The sequence below is a fragment of the Streptomyces mobaraensis genome, from assembly GCF_020099395.1.
GTDB lineage: Bacteria > Actinomycetota > Actinomycetes > Streptomycetales > Streptomycetaceae > Streptomyces.
This window is the reverse complement of record NZ_CP083590.1, coordinates 2,727,120-2,750,394: the sequence shown is the minus strand read 5'-3', so window position 1 is coordinate 2,750,394 and position 23,275 is coordinate 2,727,120. Positions and strand designations below refer to the sequence as shown.

The following is a 23,275-nucleotide window of genomic DNA, read 5'->3' as shown; positions in this document are numbered from 1 at the left end:
GTTCCCGGACGCCGGACGGGCCGGCCGTGACGGATCCGATCCGCATGGCCCCCGCCCGTCCGGCGTCCGGGGACGGGCGGCGAGCCGCTTCCCGGGGCCGAGTTCCAGCCGGACCGCGCGGACGGCTTTGGCTGACCTGACCGCTCGGGCTGTCCGGCCGGCCGGGTCGCTCGGCGCCGCCGGTCCGCTCGTAGCGGATGCGGCCGTTCCGCCTGGACTCGATCCGGCCGGCCCGCCCGGACTCGATCCGGCCGGCCCGCTTGGGCCCGATCCGGCCGTTCCGCTTGGGCCCGATCCGGTCCGCGCGAAGTGGGTTCAGCTGGGCCGCTCGAAGTCGATCGCGCTGTACGCCCGGAGCTTCGAGAGCCGGTGCACCGAGTCGATCTGCCGGATCGTCCCCGACTTGGACCGCATGACCAGCGACTGCGTGGTCGCCGTCTCCGCGCGGTAGCGCACGCCGCGCAGCAGTTCGCCGTCGGTGATGCCGGTGGCGACGAAGAAGACGTTGTCGCCGCTGACCAGGTCGTCGGTGCAGAGCACCCGGTCCAGGTCGTGCCCGGCGTCGATCGCCCGCTGCCGCTCGGCGTCGTCCTTGGGCCACAGCTTCGTCTGGATGGTGCCGCCGAGGCACTTGATGGCACAGGCGGCGATGATGCCCTCGGGCGTACCGCCGACGCCCAGCAGCAGGTCGACGCCGGTGCCCTCGCGCGCCGCCATGATCGCGCCGGCCACGTCGCCGTCGGAGATGAACTTGATGCGGGCGCCCGCCTCGCGGATCTCCTTGACGATGCCGTCGTGGCGCGGCCGGTCGAGGACGACGACCGTGACGTCCTCGGGGGAGGAACGCTTCGCCTTCGCGATCCGGCGGATGTTCACGGCCACCGGGGCGTTGATGTCCACGTAGTCCGCGGCCTCGGGGCCGGTGACCAGCTTGTCCATGTAGAAGACGGCCGAGGGGTCGAACATCGAGCCGCGGTCGGCGACGGCGAGTACGGAGACGGCGTTGGCCATGCCCTTGGCGGTCAGGGTGGTGCCGTCCACCGGGTCCACGGCCACGTCGCACTCCGGGCCGGTCCCGTCGCCGACGCGCTCACCGTTGTAGAGCATCGGGGCGTTGTCCTTCTCGCCCTCGCCGATGACGACGACGCCGTTCATCGACACGGTGTGGATGAGCGCGCGCATGGCGCGGACGGCGGCGCCGTCGGCGCCGTTCTTGTCTCCGCGGCCGACCCAGCGGCCCGAGGCCATGGCGCCCGCCTCGGTCACCCGGACCAGCTCCAGGGCGAGGTTGCGGTCCGGGGCCTCCGGGCTGACCTCAAGCTGGGACGGGAGATGGTGATCGGTCATCGGGCGCACCTTTCTGTACGGCGGTCGGCCGTGGGTCCCCCCTGCCGGGTGAGCCAGGAGGGTGAGGGTGTCCATGACTTTATCCGCTGATTTCGAGAATGAGCAGGGCACCCCACGCATGAGCGGCGTCAAGGCCCCGCCACCCGCCCCGACGCGGCCGTGACCCCCTCCGGCGTGATGATCGCCGAGGTCATGGGGGACGATGGGGGCGTGGCAGGCAGGAACGGGAAGAACAAGACGGCGCGCAACATGCTGCTGTCGCTGGCGGTGACGATTCCGGTGGCGGGCACGGGCTATCTGCTGCTCCCGCACGAGGGCAGCGGTCGCGATCCGGTGAGGACCGTCGCTTACCAGGTGGAGACCGCCTCCGCCCGGCGCGCGGCACCGTACCCGGTGGTGGCCCCCGAGGGGCTCGGCGCCGACTGGCGCGCGACATCGGTCTGGTACCGCCAGGAGCCCGGCGGGGGCAAGGTGTGGCACCTGGGCTTCGTCGACCCGGACACCCAGTACGTCCAGATCGAGCAGAGCGACGGCCCGGCGGCCGACTTCATCGAGGACTCCACGCAGCACGCGGAGCCGACGAAGCGGACGCAGCGGGTGGGCGACACCGTCTGGCAGCGCTACGAGGGCGAGAAGTACAACGCCCTGGTGCGGACGGAGCACGGGGCGACGACGGTGGTCGCCGGGACCGCGTCCGACCGCCGGCTCGTGGAGATGGCCGCCGCGCTCCGGGACGGGAAGACGGGCGGGAAGCCGGACGGAAAGACCGACGGGAAGACCGACGGAAAGACCGACGGGAAGACCGACGGAAAGACCGACGGGAAGCCGGACGGGAAGACGAAGGGCTGACCGCGGGGGCGGCGCCGCCCCCAACAGGCCCGGACATGCCGAAGGGGCCCACGAGGGGCCCCTGGAAGGCTGCGGCGGCTCGCCGGTCAGGCGACCGATGCGCCGGTCAGACGACCGACACGACCTGGTCGTAGGCCAGGCGCGGGGAGCGCGGACGGTAGGCGTCCTCCGACGGCTTGCCGATGTTGACGACGAGCATCGGGGTGTGGTCGCCGTCCAGGAACTCCTTCTGGATGCCCGCGGCGTCGAAGCCGGTCATCGGGCCGGCGGCCAGGCCGGCGGCGCGGACGCCCAGGATGAAGTAGCCGGCCTGCAGCGCGGCGTTCAGCTCCGCGGACTTCTCACGGACCGGGCGCTCGCTGAAGAAGACGTCCTTGGCCTGCGGGAAGTGCGGGAACAGGGCCGGCAGCTCCTCGTGGAACTCGCTGTCGGCGGCCAGGATCGCGACCAGCGGCGCGGCCTTGCTCTTGGCCTGGTTGCCCTCGGACATGTGGGCGACGAGGCGCTCGCGGGCCTCCGCGGAGCGGACCAGGACGATGCGCAGGGGCGACTGGTTGAACGCCGTGGGGGCGTACTTGATCAGGTCGTAGAGCGCCTGCATCTGCTCGTCGGAGACGGGCTCGTCGGTGAACGCGTTGGCCGTGTGCGCCTCACGGAAGAGCAGGTCCTGCGCGGCGGTGTCCAGGGCGAGAGTCATGGGGGTGACCTTCTTTGCTGTGCTGGGGTGTTGGGGGTCGGCCGGGGTCCACTCTAAAACAAACTATGTGAACTTTCAACTGAAACTTAAACTAATGCGGTAGGGGTCCGCGCCGCCGACCGCGCGGACCCGAGGCTCAGCCCCCGTCGACCGCTCCCTCGTCGGCCCCCGCCTCCGGCGCGGAGAGCGCCGCGTCCAGCCGCGCCCGCGCCCCCTCCAGCCAGTGCCGGCACACCCGGGCCAGCGCCTCGCCGCGCTCCCACAGGGCCAGCGACTCCTCCAGCGTCTGGCCGCCGGTCTCCAGCCTGCGGACGACCTCGATCAGCTCGTCCCGCGCCTGCTCGTAGCCGAGCGCGCTCAGCTCCTCGTCCGCGCCGGTCCCGGTGCCGGACTCATCCGTTTTCGCCATGCCGCCCAGCGTAGGGCCTGCCGCCCGGCGTGCCACGGGCTCAGTCGGCCGGCCCCTCGACGCGTACGGCGAACGCACCCTCGGCCACCCGCGCCCGCAGCTCCTCGCCCGCCGCCACCTCGTCCGCGGCCCGGACCACCGAACCGTCGGCGTGCTGGAGGACGGCGTACCCGCGCCGCAGCGTCGCGGCGGGGGAGAGCGCCACCACCCGGGCGTGCGTGTGCGTCAGCTCGGAGTCGGCGCGGTCCAGCAGATGCCCGAACGTCCGCCGGGCCCGCCCCAGCAGCCCCTCCACCTGCTCCTCGCGCTCCTCCACCATCCGCTGCGGACGCTCCATGCACGGCCGCGCCCGTACGGCCGCCAGCCCGCGCTCCTCCCGGTCCAGCAGCGTGGTCACCGCGCGCAACGCCCGGCCGCCCAGCTGCTCGACGCGCGCCAGCTCCTCGCCCACGTCCGGGACGACGCGCTTGGCGGCGTCGGTGGGCGTCGAAGCCCGCAGGTCCGCGACCAGGTCGAGAAGCGGGGAGTCCGGCTCGTGCCCGATCGCCGACACCACCGGCGTCCGGCACGCGGCCACCGCCCGGACCAGTTGCTCGTCCGAGAACGGCAGCAGGTCCTCGACGCTGCCGCCGCCGCGCGCGACGATGATCACGTCCACCTCGTCGAGCGCGTCCAGCTCCCGGACCGCCTCGACCACCTTCGGCACCGCGTGCACCCCCTGTACCGGCACATTCCGCACCTCGAAGCGGACGGCCGGCCAGCGGTGCCGGGCGTTCTCCAGCACGTCCCGCTCGGCGGCCGACGCCCGCCCGCAGACCAGACCGATCAGCTGCGGCAGGAACGGCAACGGCCGCTTCCGCCCGGCGTCGAACAGCCCCTCCCGCGCCAGCGACTTCCTCAGCTGCTCCAGCCGCGCCAGCAGCTCCCCGACCCCCACCGGCCGGATCTCCGCCGCCCGCAGCGACAACGACCCGCGCGGCGTGTACCACTCCGGTTTCGCGTGCACCACGACCCGCGCACCTTCGGACACGACGTCCGCGACCCGGTCGAACACCGCGCGGTAGCAGGTGACGGAGAGGGAGATGTCGTGCGACGGATCGCGCAGCGTCAGGAAGACCACCCCCGCCCCGGGCCGCCGCGACAACTGCGTGATCTGCCCCTCGACCCAGACGGCACCGAGCCGGTCGATCCAGCCCCCGATGAGGCGGGAGACCTGGCCGACGGGGAGGGGGGCGTCGGGGGAGGTGGTGAGGGCCATGCGGTCGAGGGTATCGGGGGTGGGTGTGCCCCGGTCCCGCCCTTTCGCCGTTTCCTGGGGCTGCGCCCAGACCCCCCTTGTCCTCAAGCGCCGGACGGGCTGGATGCCCGGCCCGTCCGGCGCTTGAGGACAACCGCGCGGAGCGCGGTTGCGGGGGTGCGGGGGCTTGCCCCCGCAAGAAATGGTGAAAGGGCGGGACCGGGGCACCTCACCGCGCTTCGCGCGCCCCCGCCCCCTGAACCGCGAGCACCGCCACCCCCAGCCCCAACCACACCACTCCCACAACCTGCGCCACCCCCGCCGCCCGCACAAGCACCGCGACCACCACAGCCAACCCGACCAGCGGCACCAGCACGTCCCGAACGACGCCGCACCGCATCCGCCGCCGTACCGCGAACCACCCGATCACCGACAAATGCAACAACCCAAAAGCCACCAACGCCCCCACATCCACCACCGACACCAGCCGATCCAGCCCATCCCCCCGCCGAGCGGCCCACACCGCCGCGACCAGCGTGACGACGGCGGCACACAGCACCGCCCGCCGCGGCACCCCCGTCCCCCGGTCGACGACGGCCAGAGCACCCGGCAGCCGCCGATCCCGCGCCATCGCGAACAACAGCCGCCCGGCCGCCGCCTGCCCGGACAGAGCCGCGAACGCCGCCCCGCCGGCCTTGCTCGCCGCGACCAGATCGTGCAGCCACCGCCCCGTTGAGGCGTCCACCGTGTCGTAGAACGCAGCCCCCTGCCGAGCCGGCTCGGCAGCGAGCTCCGCCGCCGACACCGGCATAAGCAGCGCCGCCAGATACGTCTGGACGAGGAAGAGGACACCCGCCGCCACCAGACAGGTGAGCACCGCGCGGGCCACCCGCCCCGGCCCGCCCGCCGCCTCCTCCGTGAACGCGGCGATCGCGTCGAACCCCAGGTACGACAGCACCGCCACCGACACCGCCGTCAGCACGGCACCCGTGTCGAAGGCGCCCTCGCCGGTCAGCGGCGCGAGCCAGCCGCGCCGGGGCCCGTCCGTGGCCAGCGCCCAGGCCGCCGCGGCGACGAAGACGCACAGCACTACGATCTCCACCGCCAGCACCACGAACCCCGCCAGCGCCGCGACCCGCACTCCTGACAGATTGAGGCCGGTCGTCACCGCGACCGCGAGCGCCGTCCACACCCACGGGTGCACCGTCGGTACCAGCGCGTGCATCGCGATGCCCGAGAACAGGTAGGCCACCGCGGGGATCAGCAGGTAGTCGAGCAGCGCCATCCACCCCGCGACGAACCCCGGCCCCTCGCCCAGCCCGACCCGCACGTAGGCGTAGACGGAACCGGCCCGCGGCACCACCCGCACCATCCGCGCGTAGGAGTACGCGGTGAACCCCATCGCGACCGTCGCCACCAGGTACACCGCGGCCACCGCGCCGTGTGCCTTCGCCACCAGCGTGCCGAAGACGCCGACGGGCGCCATCGGGGCGATGAACAGCAGCCCGTAGACGACGAGGTCCCGGAAGGTCAGCGTGCGGCGGAGCGCGCCGTCCCCGCCGGCGCCGGATTCCGGGGAGGGAGGTGCTGAAGGTGCCGGCATACGGGTGCCTCCCCTGCGGTCGGTCGGAACGGGTGCGGGGCCGCCCGGCCAGTATTCGGCCCGGCCCGGGGGAGGGCACCGGGACGCGCCGCCGATGTCGGTGGCGGCCCGTACGATGGACGGCATGACTGCAACCAGCGCTCGAAAGGTCCTGCTCGCCGCCCCCCGTGGCTACTGCGCGGGCGTGGACCGTGCCGTGATCGCCGTCGAGAAGGCCCTGGAGCAGTACGGCGCGCCGGTCTACGTGCGCCACGAGATCGTCCACAACAAATACGTGGTCAAGACCCTGGAGAAGAAGGGCGCGATCTTCGTCGACGAGACGTTCGAGGTGCCCGAGGGCAACATCGTGATCTTCTCGGCGCATGGTGTGGCCCCGGTCGTCCACGACGAGGCCAGGCGGGGCAAGCTGGCCACGATCGACGCGACGTGCCCGCTGGTGACCAAGGTCCACAAGGAGGCCGTGCGCTACGCGCGCGAGGACTACGACATCCTCCTGATCGGCCACGAGGGCCACGAGGAGGTCATCGGCACCTCCGGCGAGGCCCCCGACCACATCCAGCTCGTCGACGGCCCCGACGACGTCGCCAACGTCGAGGTCCGCGACCCCGAGAAGGTCGTCTGGCTCTCCCAGACCACCCTCTCCGTCGACGAGACCATGGAGACCGTCGGCGCCCTGAAGAACAAGTTCCCCAACCTGCTCTCCCCGCCGTCGGACGACATCTGCTACGCCACGCAGAACCGGCAGACCGCGGTGAAGCAGATGGGCGCCGAGGCCGACCTGGTCATCGTCGTCGGCTCCAAGAACTCCTCCAACTCCGTCCGCCTCGTCGAGGTCGCCCTCGGCGCCGGCGCCCGCGCCGCGCACCTGGTCGACTACGCCGAGGAGATCGACGAGACCTGGCTGGAGGGCGTGGCGACGGTCGGCGTCACCTCCGGCGCCTCCGTCCCCGAGATCCTCGTCGAAGGCGTTCTGGAGTGGCTAGCCGCCCGCGGCTACGAGGACGTCGAGACCGTCAAGGCCGCCGAGGAGTCCATCACCTTCTCCCTCCCCAAGGAACTCCGCCGCGACCTCCGCGCGGAGGTCGCCGCGGCCGTCGCGGGCCCGCAGGCCGCCGCGGGGACGCCCACGGAGGGGTGACGGCGGGCTTCCGCCCGTAGCGTGGTCGCCATGGACGCATTCGGTGTGGACATCGGCGGATCCGGCATCAAGGGCGCTCCGGTCGACCTGACGAAGGGGGCGACGGCGGTGGAGCGCCACAAGGTGCTCACCCCGCACCCGGCCACCCCCGACGCGGTCGCCGACCGCGTCAAGGAAGTGCTGGACCACTTCGGCTGGTCCGGCGGCCCGGTCGGGGCCACCTTCCCCGGCGTGGTCACCGGCGGCGTCACCAGGACGGCCGCCAACGTCGACAAGGGCTGGATCGGCCGGGATGCCGCCGCCCTGCTCGGCGCGCGGATCGGCGCCCCCGTGACGCTGCTGAACGACGCGGACGCGGCCGGTGTCGCCGAGATGACCTTCGGCGCGGGCCGGGGCCGCACGGGCACCGTCATCGTGCTCACCTTCGGCACCGGCATCGGCAGCGCGGTCTTCACCGGCGGCCGGCTCGTCCCCAACACCGAGCTCGGCCACCTGGAGCTCGGCGGCCACGACGCCGAGACGCGGGCCTCCAGCCGGGCCAAGGAGGAGGGCGACCTCTCCTGGCACCGCTGGGCGCGCCGGGTGCAGAAGTACCTGCGGCACGTCGAGGCGCTGTTCTCGCCCGAGCTCTTCGTCATCGGCGGGGGCGTCAGCCGCAAGGCGGAGCGGTTCCTGCCGCTGATCGAGGGCGTCAGTGCCGAGATCGTTCCCGCTGAGCTGGAGAACGACGCGGGGATCGTGGGGGCCGCGATGGCCGCCGCCGCGCCTGCGCCCGTCCGTCCGTCCGCCGCCGTCTGACCAGCCGCACCCGCCGGCCGAGGACGATCAGGGCGGCGAGCAGCGTCCCGCCGTACAGCCAGCCGGCCTGCAGCGACAGGAAGCCGACCAGGGCCATCGCCCGGCCGGCGAGCCCGCCGGAACCGGCGGTGGCGGCCGTGACGGGCAGGGCGCCCGCGGCGAAGGCGATGGGCGCGCTCACCGGCGCGGCCACCAGCTCTGCCGGCCGCACCCCCAGCGCGCAGACGGCGCAGCAGAGCGTGAAGAGGACCCCGTAGGCGATCGGGGAACCGGCGGCCAGCCGGGCGACGAGCACCCCCGCGACCAGCATCGCCACCACGGCGAGGAGCCCGCTGCCCAGGCCGGTCAGCCGGACCGGCTGGTCCCGCCGGAGCGCGCGCAGCAGCGGCGGCGGGGTGCGGCCCGCCCGCTCCCTCCCGGCCGGCGCCGCTCTGCCCTGCCCCACCGGGGCGGCCGGGCGGGGCACCGGGGCCGTGCGACGGATCCTGTGCTGGGTGATGCGTGCGCCGGGTTGCTCCACCCGTCCAAACTAGGTCGAGGACCGGCGCGAACCCGGCGTTGGACACGCTCTTCACCCCCCGTCGGCCGTTCGTTCGACCCGTGGGGCCGTCCGCCCCGGCCGGTGCCCGGCGCGGACCCGTAGACTGGTGGACCGGCCCGGACCGGGCCCCCTTGCTGCCTTTGTTCGCCCTGGGCCCTCACTATCAGGAAGTCGCCACGTGTCGCTCACGATCGGAATCGTCGGTCTGCCCAACGTCGGCAAGTCGACGCTGTTCAACGCCCTGACCAAGAACGACGTGCTGGCGGCCAACTACCCGTTCGCCACCATCGAGCCCAACGTGGGCGTCGTCGGCGTCCCCGACGCCCGGCTGACCAAGCTGGCGGAGATCTTCGGCTCGCAGAAGATCCTCCCCGCCACCGTCGACTTCGTCGACATCGCCGGCATCGTCCGCGGCGCCTCCGAGGGCGAGGGCCTGGGCAACAAGTTCCTCGCGAACATCCGCGAGTCCGACGCGATCTGCCAGGTCATCCGCGCCTTCAAGGACGAGAACGTCGTCCACGTCGACGGCAAGGTCTCGCCCAAGGACGACATCGAGACCATCAACACCGAGCTGATCCTCGCGGACCTCCAGACCATCGAGAAGGTGCTGCCGCGCCTGGTCAAGGAGTCCCGCATCCAGAAGGACAAGGCGGCCAAGGTCAAGGCCGTCGAGGAGGCCAAGGCGATCCTGGAGAAGGGCGACACCCTCTTCTCGGCGGGCATCGTCCAGGGCTCCGAGAAGGCCGAGCCCCTTCACGACCTGCACCTCCTCACCACCAAGCCGTTCCTCTACGTCTTCAACGTGGACGAGGACGAGCTGACGGACGACGCCTTCAAGGCCGAGCAGCGCGCCCTGGTCGCCCCCGCCGAGGCCATCTTCCTCAACGCCAAGCTGGAGGCCGACCTCGCCGAGCTGGACGAGGAGGACGCCATGGAGCTCCTCCAGTCCGTCGGCGCCGAGGAACCCGGCCTCGCCACCCTCGCCCGCGTCGGCTTCGACACCCTCGGCCTCCAGACCTACCTGACGGCCGGCCCCAAGGAATCCCGCGCCTGGACCATCAAGAAGGGCGCCACCGCCCCCGAGGCCGCCGGCGTCATCCACACGGACTTCCAGAAGGGCTTCATCAAGGCCGAGGTCATCTCCTTCGACGACCTCGTCACCTGCGGCTCGGTAACCGAGGCCCGCTCGGCGGGCAAGGCCCGCATGGAGGGCAAGGAGTACGTGATGGCGGACGGGGACGTGGTGGAGTTCCGCTTCAACGTCTAATACGTCCAGCGAAAGGCCGTCTGACCTGCGGGAGAGTGGGTTGGGCGGCTTTTGCGGTCCGCACACGGTCCGCAGCGTGCTGGCGTCGGGTACGTCGGCCGGCGCGTGGGGGAGTGGCTACGCCGCCGCTTCCGCCTGTGGTTTGTCCCTCTCGGGTCGGTCCGCATACGCCTTGTCGACGGCTGCCCGCGTCCGCTCCTCGGAGTCGGGCCACAGGTGGGTGTAGATGTTCAGCGTCATGGCGGCGTTGGTGTGGCCGAGACGCTCGGAGACGGTCTTCACCGACTCACCGTGCTTGATCAGCAGGCTCGCGTAATGATGCCGGAGGGCGTGGGGGCCGGTGCCCTTCGCTATGCCGCCTTCGCGCAGGCGGGCCGCCACGCTCTCAACGACCCTGCCTGTGACGCCCTCAACACCGCCCTCGCCGCAGCAGAGACCGCAGGGCACGACCCCGCGCGGCTCCTCCACCAGGCAGTCGACCAGCGAGCCCTAGACGACGCCACTTCTCCTGCGAAGGTGCTGATCTGGCGTATCCAGCGCCTCACCGAGCGGCCCGCTCCCAGCCCCCGAGCTCGCGCAGCGCAGGCTCGCTCGACGACAGCCGCTCAACCGTCTTAGATGGCACAAGCGGATACGACGGTCACACACTGCCTAGAAGACTGATGAAAATCTTCGGTTCTGGCCCCGCCGCGTGAGTGGTGGGGCCAGACTCGTTGGTGTGGTGATGGGGGAATGGGCCGGGGAGACGGTCGGGCCTGATGTGTGGGAGGTCTGCCGGGAGTTGATCCCGGCAGGGAGTGTCTTCGCGTTCCTGGCCGAACATCGCGGTGCGTTGTTCCCGGCGGAGATGTTCACGGACATGTACCCGTCGCCGAACGGCAGGCCGTCCATGCCGCCGCAGATCCTGGCCTCAGCGGTCATGTTGCAGGTCCTGCATGGGCTGTCGGACTTCGAGACGGTCCAGGAGCTTCGGTGTGATCTGCGGTGGAAGGCCGCCTGTGGGCTGGGACTGCATGACACCGCCTTCCATCCGTCGCTGCTGGCCTACTTCCGTCGACGGCTGGCCCGCTCGTCCCGTCCGGACCGCGTTTTCGAGGCGGTGCGGGAGGTCGTGAAGGCCACCGGGGTGCTGAAGGGCAGGCACCGGCGGGCACTGGACTCCACGGTGCTGGACGACGCGGTGGCCACCCAGTACACCGTCACCCAGCTCATCGCCGCCATCCGTGCGGTGGTCCGCGAGGTCCCTGGCGCTGTCGACGTGGCGGCCGCCTGCTGCACCGCTCATGACTACAGCGATCCGGGCAAGCCCCGCATCGCCTGGAACGACGAACAGGCCAGGGCCGGCCTCGTCGACGCACTGGTCACGGACGCGCTCCAGTTGCTGGGCCGTCTGCCCGAACAACAACTGGGCGAGAAGGCCGCGAACACGGTCGGCATCCTGGCCCTGGTCGCCGGGCAGGACGTCGAACCGGCCGACGACTCCGACGGACGCGACGGGCGCTGGCGCATCACCCGGGGCACCGCCCACGACCGGATGATCTCCACCACCGACCCCGAATCCCGTCACGTCCACAAGACCCGCACCCACCAGCAGGACGGATACAAAGCTCACCTGGCCGTCGAACCGGAGACCGGCCTGTTCACCGCCGTCGCCCTCGCCCCGGGCACCGGACCCGAGTACCACGAGGCCGCCGTCGGCCTGGACCTGCTCGCCGACGAGACCACCGTGCTCGATGTCTTCGGTGACACCGCATACTCCACCGGCGAGGCCCGCCACACCCTCGACCAGGCCGGACACCGGCTGTTCCTCAAGCCCGCACCGCTGCGGCCCGCCGTCCCAGGCGGCTTCACCCCCGACGACTTCGACATCGACGCCCAAGCCGCCACCGTGACCTGTCCCCAGGGCCACACTGTTCCCCTCTCGACCCCCGGCGGGCGGCACCGCCAGCGCATCGCCTCCTTCAAAGGCCTGTGCATCGGCTGCCCTCTGCGCGACCGGTGCACCACGGCCAAAGCCGGGCGCGCGATCACCATCCGCCCGCACCACGATCTCCAGACCGCGGCCCGCTTCCAGGCCGCCAACGACCCCGACTGGCAAGCCGACTACCGCCGTTGGAGGCCACCGGTCGAACGCGCCGTCGCCTGGCTCGTCCAGCACGGAAACCGCAGACCCCGCTACCGCGGCACCATCGATAACAACACCTGGCTCCACACCCGGGCAGCCGCCCTCAACCTCCGCCGGCTCATCAACCTCGGACTCACCCGCACCACAGACTCCTGGCACCTCGTACCGGCCACCACATAAGCCCTGGGGCTGCCCGGCCCACAGTCGGACAGCCCCAGGGCAAGATTTTCATCAGTCTTCTAGGCCTAGTTGCACACCGCGCCGCGGCCGACGCCCCTGAGCGTCGCACACTAACGGCATCCTGTCCCGCCACCCGGCGCTATCGTGTGAGGCACTTAGCTTGGGCTTTGCCACTAGTGGCACTGCTGTCATGCACCGGCATGCGAAGGATGGGCGCCGAAGGATGGACAGGTCACACGTACACCTCACTGCGGGATCGCGGTCAGGCTCCAGGCTCGGCTCTGACAAGGGGGTGGCGTGCTAGTGGCTCTCAAGAAGTCAGACCTGTACAGCTCACTGTGGCGGAGCTGCGACGAGCTGCGTGGTGGTATGGATGCCAGCCAGTACAAGGACTACATCCTGACGCTGCTGTTCGTGAAGTATGTGACGGACAAGGCCAAGTCCGATCCGAACTCCTTGATCGACGTCCCCGCTGGCGGATCCTTCGATGACATGGTCGCCCTCAAAGGTGATAAGGAGGTCGGCGACAAGATCAACAAAATTATCGGCAGCCTCGCCGAGGCCAACGGGCTTGAGAAGGTCATCGACCTGGCCGACTTCAACGACGAGGAGAAGCTCGGCAAGGGCAAGGAGATGCAGGATCGCCTCTCCAAGCTGGTAACGATCTTCGCTGATCTCGACTTCCGAGGTAGTCGCGCTGAGGGCGACGACCTACTTGGCGACGCCTACGAGTACCTCATGCGGCACTTTGCAACGGAGTCGGGCAAGTCGAAGGGCCAGTTCTACACTCCGGCTGAGGTCTCGCGGGTGCTCGCCAAGGTCGTCGGCATCGGAGGGGGCACCCGGCAGGACCACACGGTCTACGACCCGACGTGTGGGTCCGGCTCGTTGCTCCTCAAAGTCGCTGACGAGGCCCCACGCGGCCTCACCATCTACGGTCAGGAGAAGGACAACGCCACCTGGGCGCTGGCCCAGATGAACATGATCCTCCACGGCTATGAGGACCGCGACATCCGCAAGGGTGACACGATTACCAGCCCACAATTCACCCAGGGCACACGACTGCAGACTTTCGACTTCGCCGTCGCCAACCCGCCGTTTTCGATCAAGTCGTGGAGCAATGGCTTGGAGAGCGAATACGGACGCTTCGAGTACGGTCGGCCGCCGGAAAAGAATGGCGACTACGCTTTCCTGCTGCACATTCTCAAGTCGCTTAAAAGTACGGGCAAAGCCGCAGTTATCCTGCCACATGGTGTGCTATTCCGCGGCCATGCCGAGGCGAGCATTCGGAAGGAGCTGCTGCGTCGCGGCTACATCAAGGGGGTAATCGGACTGCCCCCGAACCTCTTCTACGGCACGGGGATTCCGGCTTGCATCGTTATCCTCGATAAAGAGAACGCACAAGCGCGCACCGGCGTCTTCATGATCGACGCCTCCAAGGGTTTCATTAAGGACGGCAACAAGAACCGTCTCCGAAGCCAAGACATTCACAAGATCGTCGATGTTTTCAATAAGAAGACCGAGATCGAGCGCTACTCGCGTATGGTGCCGCTCCAAGAGATTGCTGACCTGAAGAACGACTACAACCTCAACATCCCGCGCTATATCGATTCGTCCGAGCCGGAAGATATCCAGGATCTTAACGCTCACATTCATGGCGGGATCCCGGACTACGACCTGGACGCACTCAATGGGTACTGGGAGGCGTTCCCAAGCCTTCGTGCCACACTCTTCAAGCCGAATCGCCCCGGCTACAGCGACCTGGCTGTCGGTGTGGCTGAGGTGCAACAGACCATCCTGGACTCCGACGAGTTCCAGAAGTTCGCTATGGACGTCCGCAGCCAGGTTGACGACTGGTTCGCCGCGCACCGGTCGGTTCTGCAAGCGCTCAACCCGGACACTGTCCCCAAGGACCTGATCGCTGGTATCAGTGACGATCTCCTGGCCCGGTTCAAGAATACCCCTCTGCTCGACGAGTACGACGTCTACGAGCAGCTCATGGCTTATTGGCATGGCGTCATGCACGACGACGTCTTCCTCGTCATGAACGACGGGTGGTGTGAGGCGGCGAAGCCCCGCAAAACCATCGAGGACAAGGAGCGCAAGCTCTCCGAGACCCCGGATCTTGTCATTGGCTCGGGGCGCAGCGCCACCAAGTACAAGATGGACCTTATTCCACCGACGCTTGTTGTCGCTCGGTACTTCGCGGACCAGCAGTCCAAAGTCGACACACTGCACGCGGAAGCTGAAGATGCAAGCCGCGCTGTCGAAGAGTACGTCGAGGAGCATGCCGCAGAGGACGGCCCGCTTGCTGAGGCGATGGAGGACGGCAAGATCTCCAAGCCGCTTGCTTCGACGCGGCTGAAGGTGGCTCGGCACGAGGGAGCTGACCCGGAGGAGATCAAGGCCCTTCAGCACTTGATCAAGCTGTACAACGAACAGGCTGTCGCCAAGAAGGCCGCCAAGGAAGCCCAGACCACCCTGGATCTTGCGGCCCTCAAGAAATACGGCGACCTCACCGAGCCTGAGATCAAGCAGCTTGTGCTTGACGACAAGTGGCAGGCAACCGTCGCGAACCGCGTTGCGCAGGTAGTTGACTCGCTGACGCTCGCTCTGGTTGGACGAATCCAACAGCTTGGAGAACGCTATGCGGATACGGTTGGCGGAATTGAAGCGAAGATCACGGAGTTGGAAGGCTGTCTAGCTAAGCACCTCGCGGCGATGGGGGTTGAATAATGACGGCGCCTTGGCCGATGTCCACAATCGGCGATCAGTTCGAAGTGCAGCTGGGTAAGATGCTCGATACGGTCAAGAATATTGGGATTCCAAAACCGTATATCGGGAACCGGGCAGTGCAGTGGGGCAGGATTGACTTGTCGGCCGTAGGAACCGTTCCTCTGACGCGATCAGACATGCGCCGCTTCCGCCTGCGCAAGGGTGATCTTCTGGTCTGCGAGGGTGGCGAAGTTGGCCGGGGAGCCATTTGGCGAGACCAACTTCTTGAGTGTTACTACCAGAAGGCTCTACACAGGTTGCGTTCGAAAGGTGGTTACGACGTTCGGCTGATGCTGGCGCTGCTTGAGTATTGGGCATCTGTCGGAGTGTTCTCCAATTATGTGACGCAGACGAGTATCGCGCATCTTCCGCGGGATAAATTCATTCGGATGCCGTTGCCTCTGCCTTCGGTGGCAGAGCAGGGTCGAATTAGTGATGCGATACAAGATGTTAATGACCTGATTTTTGCACTGGAACAGATGATCGCTAAGAAGCAGGCGATCAAGCAGGGCATGATGCAGCAGCTGTTGACCGGTAGGACTCGCCTCCCGGGCTTCAACGACCTGTGGCGCGAGGTGTGCTTGCGAGAAGAGGGTGCCACGTACGGGGGCCTCACAGGAAAGGCGAAGAAGGACTTCGATGCTGGCTCGGCGCAGTTTGTGACGTTTATGGAAGTCATGGCCGGCCCGCGACTCCTAGGTCACGGTCTTGGGCGCGTGACGGTGGGGCCTAACGAACGGCAGAACGCAGTTCAACGGGGAGACGTCCTATTTAACGGGTCGTCAGAGACTCCCGAAGAGGTGGCACTGGCTGCTGTAGTTGACTTCAGCCCGAGCCCGACCACCTTTCTAAATAGTTTCTGCTTTGGTTACCGCCTAAAGAGACACAGTCGCATCGATCCCGCGTACCTGGCATATTTCTTCCGTTCCGACGGTGGCCGTGCACTAGTGGCGGTGCTCGCGCAAGGAGCCACCCGGTACAACATCGCAAAGACGAAGCTCCTCGACGTCAGCCCCATTCTCCCTCCAGTTGATGAGCAGCGTGCCATTGTCGCGACGCTACGGGATGCTGAGAATGCGATCGCTGTGGCAAAGCGCCGCCTTGTTAAGGCACGTGCGATGAAGACGGGGATGGTGCAGGAGCTCCTCACGGGGCGTACACGCCTTCCTGTCAAGGAGGGCGCAGCATGAGCAACGTCGGCCAGCCGGAGCGCAAAACCCAAGACCGCATCGTCGAGTTGTTCCGGGACTCGCTGGGGTACGAGTACCTTGGTAACTGGGAGTATCGCCCGGAAAACTCCAACATCGACGTCGAGCTACTGGCGCAAAATCTCCGCGCTCGGGGCTACAGTGGCAACCTGATCAGCAAGGCGGTCGGCAAACTGAAGAGTGATGCCTCGCTTGGTGGCGGCCGCGATCTGTACGAGGCGAACCGGGACGTCTACGGCCTGCTCCGGTACGGGGTTAGGGTCAAGCTTGGTGTTGGCGAGCAGACGGAGACAGTGTGGCTCATCGACTGGGCCCACCCCGAAGCCAATCACTTTGCCTTAGCGGAGGAAGTGACAGTGCTGGGGCAACACACCAAGCGCCCGGATATCGTGCTGTACGTCAACGGAATAGCCTTCGGAACGATTGAGCTCAAGCGCTCGAAGGTCGCCGTTTCTGAAGGGATCCGGCAAAGCATCGGGAATCAGCGCCCCGAGTTCATCCGGTCGTTCTTCACGACGGTGCAGCTTGTCATGGCCGGCAACGACGTCGAGGGGCTGCGTTACAGCGTTATCGATACGCCGGAGAAGTACTGGCTCGCGTGGCGTGAACCGTCCGACATCGCCGATCCCCTCGACCGGTCGTTGACGCAGCTCTGCTCGAAGAAACGCCTGCTCGAGCTGGTTCATGACTTTATGCTCTTCGACGCGGGGCAGAAGAAGACGTGTCGGCACAACCAGTACTTTGGCGTCAAGGCGGCTCAGGAGCGGATCGGCAAGCGCGAGGGCGGTATTATCTGGCATACCCAGGGCTCCGGCAAGTCGTTGACGATGGTGTGGCTGGCTAAATGGATCCGGGAGTCTCAAGTTGGCACAAATCCACGGGTCTTGCTGATCACTGATCGGACCGAACTGGATGATCAGATTCAGAAGGTCTTTCAGGGAGCCAAAGAGCCCATCTATCGGACCAGGAGCGGCGCTGATCTCCTTGCCACTTTGAACGCGAGCGAAGAGTGGCTGATGTGCTCGCTGGTTCACAAGTTCCGTGGCTCGGAAGACGCGGTCGCCCGTGATGAAGCTGAGAGTGAGTTCATTCGTGAGCTCACAACGGCCGTCCCTAAGGACTTCCAAGCCAAAGGCAACCTCTTCGTCTTCGTGGACGAGGCCCACCGTACGCAGTCGGGCAAGATGCACGACGCTATGAAGGCGCTCATGCCTGGGGCCATGTTCATTGGTTTCACCGGAACACCTCTCCTCAAGAAGGACAAGGACACCACTGTCCAACGGTTCGGCAGCTTCATTCACACCTACAAGTTCAATGAGGGCGTTGCCGACGGTGTCGTGCTCGACCTGCGGTACGAGGCTCGCAACATCGACCAGGATTTGACCTCGCCGGCGAAGGTCGACCAGTGGTTCGAAGCTAAGACCCGCGGCATGACTGACCTCTCCCGCGCTGAGCTCAAGAAGCGCTGGGGCACCGTTCAGAAGGTCGCCAGCTCGGAGCCGCGAGCCCGGCAGATAGTCAATGACATCCTTTTCGACATGGAGACCAAGCCGCGGCTGATGGATGGCCGAGGCAATGCCATGCTCGTCAGCCAGAGCATCTACCAGGCGTGTAAGTTCTACGAGCTTTTCGTTCAGGCCGGGTTCAAGGGTAAATGCGCCATCATCACGTCGTACACCCCGCAGGCAAGTGACATCGCCAAGGAAGACTCAGGGCACGGTGCGACGGAGCGGCTGCGCCAGTACGAGATCTACCGGCAGATGCTCGCGGATCACTTCAACGAGCCTGCAGACAAGGCGATGGGCAAGGTCGAGCAGTTCGAGAGGGACGTCAAGGAACGTTTCATCAATGACCCGGCCCAGATGCGGCTGCTCATCGTCGTCGACAAGCTCCTGACCGGCTTCGATGCTCCGAGTGCGACCTACCTGTACATCGACAAGAAGATGCAGGACCACGGCCTGTTTCAGGCGATCTGCCGGGTCAACCGTCTCGATGGTGAAGACAAGGACTACGGCTACATTGTCGACTACCGTGACCTGTTCAACTCCCTTGAGTCCGCGATCACGCACTACACCGGCGGGGCCCTCGAAGGCTACGAGTCGAAGGACATCGAAGGGCTGCTGTCAGACCGGATCGAAAAGGCCCGTGTCGACCTCGATGAGGCTCTGGAGAAGGTCCGGGCGCTCTGTGAGCCGGTCGCCCCCCCAAAGAACACCCTCCAGTACCAGCAGTACTTCTGCGCCCTGGAGCAGGGCAACACCGAGCAGCTCAAGGCCAATGAACCCAAGCGGGTGGAGCTTTACAAGTCCGTGGCGGCCGTGACTCGCGCGTACGGCAACCTCGCCAACGAAATGCTCGCTGCTGGGTACAGTGACGCCGAAGCCACAACGATCAAGGAAGAGATCGCCCATTACGCCAGCGTGCGTGAAGAGGTGAAGCTCGGTGCCGGCGAGAATGTTGACTTCAAGCAGTATGAAGCCGGCATGCGACACCTACTGGACACGTACATCAGCGCCAGCCCCTCCGAGGTGGTCTCTGACTTCCAGGAAGCCGGGCTGGTCCAGTTGATCGTCGAGATGGGAGCTGGCGCGCTCGACAAGCTTCCCGCGGGTATCAAGAAGGACCCGGAAGCGGTGGCGGAAACGATCACCAACAATATGCGGGCGGTGATCATCGACGAGCGCCCGATGAACCCCAAGTACTACGACAAGATGTCGGAGCTGCTCGACGCCATACTTGAGGAACGGCGGCAGAGTGCTTTGGACTACAAGGACTATCTCGCGAAGCTCCTGGAGCACGCGTCCAAGCTTGGCAAGGGCGAGTCAGGTGCCCAGTACCCGGAGTGGGCTAACAATGGTGCTCGCCGCGCTCTGATTGATTTCTTCGGTCCAACATCGGACCTCTCCGTGGTTGTAGACACCACTATCCTCCATATCAAGCCCGACTCGTGGGTGGGTGACACGATGAAAGAAAAGAAGGTCAGGCGCGCGCTCGCTCAGGCGCTGCCCGCCGACTTTGACCGGCTTGATGAGCTACTGGAATTGTTGAAGGCGCGCCATGAGTACCGCTAGCGCCTCTCTCACCATCCGTGGCATCGATGTTGACATCATCTACAAGGACATCAAGAACCTGCACATCGGTGTTTATCCGCCACTAGGGCGTGTCCGTGTAGCAGCGCCGCACCAACTCGACGACGAGCAGGTGCGACTCGCTGTGATCCAACGCCTACCGTGGATCAAGCAGCAGCGAGAGCAGTTTCAATCTGTCGAACGACAGTCCACGCGAGAGATGGTCACAGGCGAGTCCCACTATGTATGGGGCGTTCGTCGCAGGATGAAGGTCGTGGAGCGTCCCGGGCGGGCTCACATCGAACTAGATGGTGAACGACTGCTGCTGTATATCCCGGTCGGCACAACGACTGAACGACGGCGGGAACTATTGGACCGTTGGTATCGGGAGCAGCTTCGGCATGTGCTCCCGGGTTTTATTTCCAAATGGGAAGCCGCTCTCGAGGTTTCGGTGCCGCGGTGGAATATCAAGCGAATGAAGACCAAGTGGGGTTCGTGTAATCGTGAGACCGGGCGCATTTGGTTCAATGTTGAGCTAGCCAAGAAGCCCCCAGGTTGCCTCGAGTACATCGTTGTCCATGAGATGACGCACTACTTTGAACGCAATCACGATGAGCGCTTCACAAAGCTCATGGAAAGGTTCATTCCGAATTGGCGGAGCCTTCGTGACCAGCTGAATGACGCGCCGCTTGCAGAGGAATCTTGGAGCTGAGAGAGCGGGAGAAGGGACTCCTCGCAGGGCGAATCTACGCAAACAGGACCGCATTGCTGACGGCAGCGTGAGCCACGACAGGGGGCACGGCCTTGAGCCGAAGAGGTCGTGCTCGTCCTGTCAGAGAGAGGCGATAGAGTCCAAACCCAGTTCGACCGAAGTGCGGGTGTCCGCCGCGGAACCGGAGGCTCGACCCGGTGAAGTTCATTGTCCTGCCCCAAGATACGCCAGTGCGCTCGGGCCCCGAGGCTGCGGTCCTGGTGGCCGATGACTGGGATGACTTCGGCTTTCGGACGGGCTATACGCTCTGGTACAGAGACTCACAGACGCAGATGAACCTGGGCTTCGTCAAGGTCGCCGTCGCTGATCAGGGAGACGGCCCCAGCCCCATCCGTGCTGGGGTCTACGATGACTCGCCTCCGGGAGAGCTCTTCTCCCTCGGGCAGAGTGATCGCTACTACGACAACATCAAGAAGCTCGGACACGACAGGCGCGAAGCAATCCTTCGAGGGCTGTCTGACGTGGCCTACAATCTCGACCTTCTTGAATCCGCTATGCAGTACCCAGTGACACGCTCATCACTGTTGCGAACGATCGAGGAACAGACGGTCAGGGCGCAGTTTAACCGGATCGCACGCGGCGGAGTCCGGCTGACCGAGTACCGGTTCTGCTACACAGCACCGGGGCATGGGGCTGAGAGCACTCTCGACTTCAAGGTCGATCCGGAATCCACACCGTCTAGCAATATCCATGTCCTCATCGGTCGCAACGGAGTTGGCAAGACGACCTTGCTACGGAATCTTGCCGCTGCGGTTGTCTGGCCCGAGAGGCGCACGGAATTCGGCCGCGTGGATGTGCTCCCGACGTCCACGTCCGCAACGGGCGAGCGGTTCGTAAACGTGGTCTCAGTTACCTTCAGCGCCTTCGATCCCTTCGTCGAAGTGGTCGAGGAGAGCGGTCCCCAAGCGGTGAAGTACACCTACGTCGGCCTTCAAGACAACTCGCTCGACGATCTGCCCACCGGCACCCAGCAGCAACGGCTGCAAGCGGCCTTCAACGCTGGAGTCCATGCCGTCATCAACTCGCGCGAGCTCATGCGCTGGCGTGAGGCCATGATGCTGTTGAGTCGTGACCCGCAGTTCGCGAACTCTGCCATCGCGGCCTACGCCCGGGACATACGGGTCGGCATGAAAGTTCCCGAATCACACGTGCGGGAACTGACCTCTGCCTTTGGGCGGATGAGTTCAGGTCACGCTATCGTGGCGCTGACCATGACACAGCTCGTGCATCTCGTGGCAGAGCAGTCCCTGGTCCTGGTGGACGAGCCTGAGGCCCATTTGCATCCGCCGCTGCTGGCTTCCTTCATGCAGGCGCTGTCTAACCTGTTGTCCGCGCGCAACGGCGTCGCAGTGGTTGCTACACACTCGCCAGTCGTACTTCAGACGGTGCCGCGGTCCTGCGTCTACAAGCTCATACGTCAGGGTGAGAGCAGCCGCTCCGAGCGCCCATTGATTGAGACGTACGGTGAGAACGTGGGTGTGCTGACTCATGAGGTCTTCGGGCTGGAGGTAATGGAGTCCGGCTTCTATGCGGAGATCGGCAAAGCGGTGGCCGTGCTGGACACCTACGAGGAGGTTGTTGCCCACTTCGGCGGCAAGCTCGGCGGAGAGGCAAAGGGGTTGGTCCGGGTCCTTCTCGCAGAGAAGACGGATGGTGCCCTTTGATGTGGCCCCTAAAGGTTCCCATGCGGAAGGCGAGTGACAGTTACCGGGCATGTGTCGCTCGTACCAAAGCGGAAGAGCGGCGTGAGCTTCTGCTTAACGCGGCCAACGCTGTGCAGAAGGCTGGTCAGGCGCTTCGTGAGGCTGCGGCTGCCAGGAATCTGCATGACCTTGACCCGAAGGGCTTTAAGGTTCCCGAGATCGCCGACGACGCCTTCGTGGATTGGGCCTACGAGAACGGCATGCAGACCGTCGGGGGGCGGGTGATACGTGACGAGCTGATGGCCGCTCCACCCAACGAACGCTGTCCGTTGTGCAGACAGGGCACCGTTCGCCAACTTGACCACTTCATGCCGAAGAGTCACTTCCCTGTGCTGTGTGTCGATCCGCTCAACCTTGTCCCCGTCTGCGAGCGGTGCAATTTGATCAAGGGGAACAAGCAGCCGGACAGCGCCGAGAACACCCTCCTGCATCCATATCTCGACCGGATATCCCATGAGGGCTGGTTGGATGCGCAATCGATCCACGATTCGGGCACGGTGCGGCTGCGCTTCTTCGTCAACCCGCCGGCATCCTGGGATGCCACGCTCATCGCACGGGTCGAAAACCACTTTAGGCTCTTCGAGCTGGGGAAGCGCTACGCCATCGAAGCCAACCGCGCGATCTCCGATGTGACGTATAGCGTGGAGAGGCAGCGTAAACGCGGTGGCGCACGCATGGTCCGAGTCTACCTGGAGGATGAAGCGGAGAGCCGGCTCGCCGTAGACCTCAACAGCTGCGAAGGCATCACGTACCGGACACTCGCAGCCGACGACCTCTATTGCGAAGGCTCCTCGATGCAAGACAGTCCCAGCTCAATGGGCTCGTCGTAACTCACCAGATCGGGTGCGGCGGCGCAGCTCCTCGTCGATGGACGCCCACCTTGGGACCGGAGTCAGGGAACAGAAACTCTCCGCCCTCGTCTTCGGAGCGGTCGGCCTCCCAGTCGAATCAGGCGACGCGTCTGCCCTCTGGGTAGGCGTGCAGCCACACGGCCTCCCCACACTCGTCCGAGAACTGGAACCTAGGCGTGCAAACCGGATTTACGCCCAGCATCAGGTCGATCTCGTCGAGTGTTGTCCTCTCCGCAGCGGCCGTATCCAGTTTGAAGGATGCCGCGGCGCCCTGCATCGGTCGCCGAGTCGGGGAACGAGGTGCGTACGGCGTTCCGCCTGTTGAAAAGTGAAGGAGGTTCGTCTTACCGGATGCGTTGGCGCCGAAGACGTCGACTTCAGGGAGGACGGACACCTCGCGGTCTCGGTCGCGCCGACCCGCCGTGCGCGCCCTACCATTGCCTGGGTCCGCACCGATCAACGACAGCTCGCACCACGGCGGAAGCGGGCACCAGGAAGGGGTTGCTCGGTGCAAGCAGCGAGGTGCCGAGCCCGCATGGGCAGCGTTCCAAGGGCAGTCCGCAGTCAGTCCGCACTCAGTCCGCAAGAAGGCCGTAATCGGCTGTCGCAGCCCATCGCAGGGCAACCGTAAAGCTGCAGGTTAAAGATGTGAATGGGCCTCCGCCGCAGGTCAGAATCGGCCGCCCCACGTTCCGCTTCAACGTGTG

At 66.2% G+C, this 23,275-nt stretch carries 18 protein-coding genes; 11 read left to right on the top strand and 7 right to left on the bottom strand.

The annotated features are described in order from the left end of the window. Positions 1 to 315: 315 nt before the first annotated feature. Positions 316 to 1,347, bottom strand: a complete 1,032-nt coding sequence (glpX, locus tag K7I03_RS11590; RefSeq protein WP_185941802.1) for a class II fructose-bisphosphatase — start codon at positions 1,345 to 1,347, stop codon at positions 316 to 318. Positions 1,348 to 1,557: 210 nt separating this feature from the next. On the opposite strand from glpX, the gene K7I03_RS11585 reads away from it, so the two are divergent. Then, a complete protein-coding gene (locus K7I03_RS11585) occupies positions 1,558 to 2,196 on the top strand; it encodes a DUF4245 domain-containing protein (RefSeq protein WP_313772144.1) in 639 nt (212 codons plus the stop codon). Positions 2,197 to 2,302: 106 nt separating this feature from the next. On the opposite strand, the gene K7I03_RS11580 is transcribed toward K7I03_RS11585, so the two are convergent. The 4 genes from K7I03_RS11580 to K7I03_RS11565 form a co-directional block, all read right to left on the bottom strand. After that, a complete protein-coding gene (locus tag K7I03_RS11580) occupies positions 2,303 to 2,893 on the bottom strand; it encodes a malonic semialdehyde reductase (RefSeq protein ID WP_185941801.1) in 591 nt (196 codons plus the stop codon). A gap of 136 nt (positions 2,894 to 3,029) precedes the next feature. Further along, the gene (locus K7I03_RS11575; RefSeq protein ID WP_185941800.1) at positions 3,030 to 3,302 is read right to left on the bottom strand and encodes an exodeoxyribonuclease VII small subunit; all 273 of its coding nucleotides are present in this window, start codon (positions 3,300 to 3,302) and stop codon (positions 3,030 to 3,032) included. A 40-nt stretch (positions 3,303 to 3,342) separates the two neighbouring features. Further along, positions 3,343 to 4,560, bottom strand: coding sequence for an exodeoxyribonuclease VII large subunit (gene xseA, locus K7I03_RS11570; RefSeq protein ID WP_185941799.1), 1,218 nt, complete (start codon positions 4,558 to 4,560; stop codon positions 3,343 to 3,345). Between the two features lie 208 nt (positions 4,561 to 4,768). Further along, entirely contained in the window at positions 4,769 to 6,142 is a 1,374-nt protein-coding gene (locus tag K7I03_RS11565; protein WP_185941798.1) for an APC family permease, read from the bottom strand. Positions 6,143 to 6,257: 115 nt separating this feature from the next. Here K7I03_RS11565 and K7I03_RS11560 point away from each other — a divergent pair, with 115 nt between their 5' ends. Next, on the top strand, positions 6,258 to 7,280 hold the full coding sequence (locus K7I03_RS11560; protein WP_185941797.1) for a 4-hydroxy-3-methylbut-2-enyl diphosphate reductase: 1,023 nt from the start codon (positions 6,258 to 6,260) through the stop codon (positions 7,278 to 7,280). Positions 7,281 to 7,310: 30 nt separating this feature from the next. Continuing rightward, positions 7,311 to 8,078, top strand: coding sequence for a polyphosphate--glucose phosphotransferase (ppgK, locus tag K7I03_RS11555; RefSeq protein ID WP_185941796.1), 768 nt, complete (start codon positions 7,311 to 7,313; stop codon positions 8,076 to 8,078). On the opposite strand, the gene K7I03_RS11550 is transcribed toward ppgK, so the two are convergent. Next, a complete protein-coding gene (locus K7I03_RS11550; RefSeq protein ID WP_224347001.1) occupies positions 7,972 to 8,598 on the bottom strand; it encodes a DUF6542 domain-containing protein in 627 nt (208 codons plus the stop codon). The genes ppgK and K7I03_RS11550 overlap by 107 nt on opposite strands. A 199-nt stretch (positions 8,599 to 8,797) precedes the next feature. Here K7I03_RS11550 and ychF point away from each other — a divergent pair, with 199 nt between their 5' ends. Then, positions 8,798 to 9,886 (top strand): redox-regulated ATPase YchF, encoded by a 1,089-nt coding sequence (gene ychF / locus K7I03_RS11545; RefSeq protein ID WP_185941795.1) that lies wholly within the window; start codon positions 8,798 to 8,800, stop codon positions 9,884 to 9,886. Positions 9,887 to 10,003: 117 nt separating this feature from the next. Here ychF and K7I03_RS11540 read toward each other — a convergent pair whose 3' ends face one another. Then, on the bottom strand, positions 10,004 to 10,267 hold the full coding sequence (locus tag K7I03_RS11540) for a tyrosine-type recombinase/integrase (RefSeq protein WP_224347000.1): 264 nt from the start codon (positions 10,265 to 10,267) through the stop codon (positions 10,004 to 10,006). A 343-nt stretch (positions 10,268 to 10,610) separates the two neighbouring features. Between K7I03_RS11540 and K7I03_RS11530 the strand changes: the two genes are divergently transcribed. The 7 genes from K7I03_RS11530 (at position 10,611) to K7I03_RS11500 (ending at position 22,547) form a co-directional block, all read left to right on the top strand. Next, positions 10,611 to 12,191 (top strand): IS1182 family transposase, encoded by a 1,581-nt coding sequence (locus K7I03_RS11530; RefSeq protein ID WP_185941877.1) that lies wholly within the window; start codon positions 10,611 to 10,613, stop codon positions 12,189 to 12,191. A gap of 303 nt (positions 12,192 to 12,494) precedes the next feature. Continuing rightward, positions 12,495 to 14,927, top strand: coding sequence for a type I restriction-modification system subunit M (locus tag K7I03_RS11525; RefSeq protein ID WP_185941794.1), 2,433 nt, complete (start codon positions 12,495 to 12,497; stop codon positions 14,925 to 14,927). Positions 14,928 to 14,944: 17 nt separating this feature from the next. Next, on the top strand, positions 14,945 to 16,156 hold the full coding sequence (locus tag K7I03_RS11520) for a restriction endonuclease subunit S domain-containing protein (protein WP_221902721.1): 1,212 nt from the start codon (positions 14,945 to 14,947) through the stop codon (positions 16,154 to 16,156). Further along, the gene (locus tag K7I03_RS11515) at positions 16,153 to 19,245 is read left to right on the top strand and encodes a type I restriction endonuclease subunit R (RefSeq protein ID WP_185941792.1); all 3,093 of its coding nucleotides are present in this window, start codon (positions 16,153 to 16,155) and stop codon (positions 19,243 to 19,245) included. The genes K7I03_RS11520 and K7I03_RS11515 overlap by 4 nt, the downstream gene beginning before the upstream one ends. Beyond that, positions 19,232 to 19,954, top strand: coding sequence for a M48 family metallopeptidase (locus K7I03_RS11510; protein ID WP_185941791.1), 723 nt, complete (start codon positions 19,232 to 19,234; stop codon positions 19,952 to 19,954). Before K7I03_RS11515 ends, K7I03_RS11510 begins: the two co-directional genes overlap by 14 nt. A 197-nt stretch (positions 19,955 to 20,151) precedes the next feature. After that, positions 20,152 to 21,678, top strand: coding sequence for an AAA family ATPase (locus tag K7I03_RS11505; RefSeq protein WP_185941790.1), 1,527 nt, complete (start codon positions 20,152 to 20,154; stop codon positions 21,676 to 21,678). A gap of 20 nt (positions 21,679 to 21,698) precedes the next feature. Beyond that, a complete protein-coding gene (locus K7I03_RS11500) occupies positions 21,699 to 22,547 on the top strand; it encodes an HNH endonuclease (protein WP_185941789.1) in 849 nt (282 codons plus the stop codon). The last annotated feature ends 728 nt before the right edge of the window (positions 22,548 to 23,275 follow it).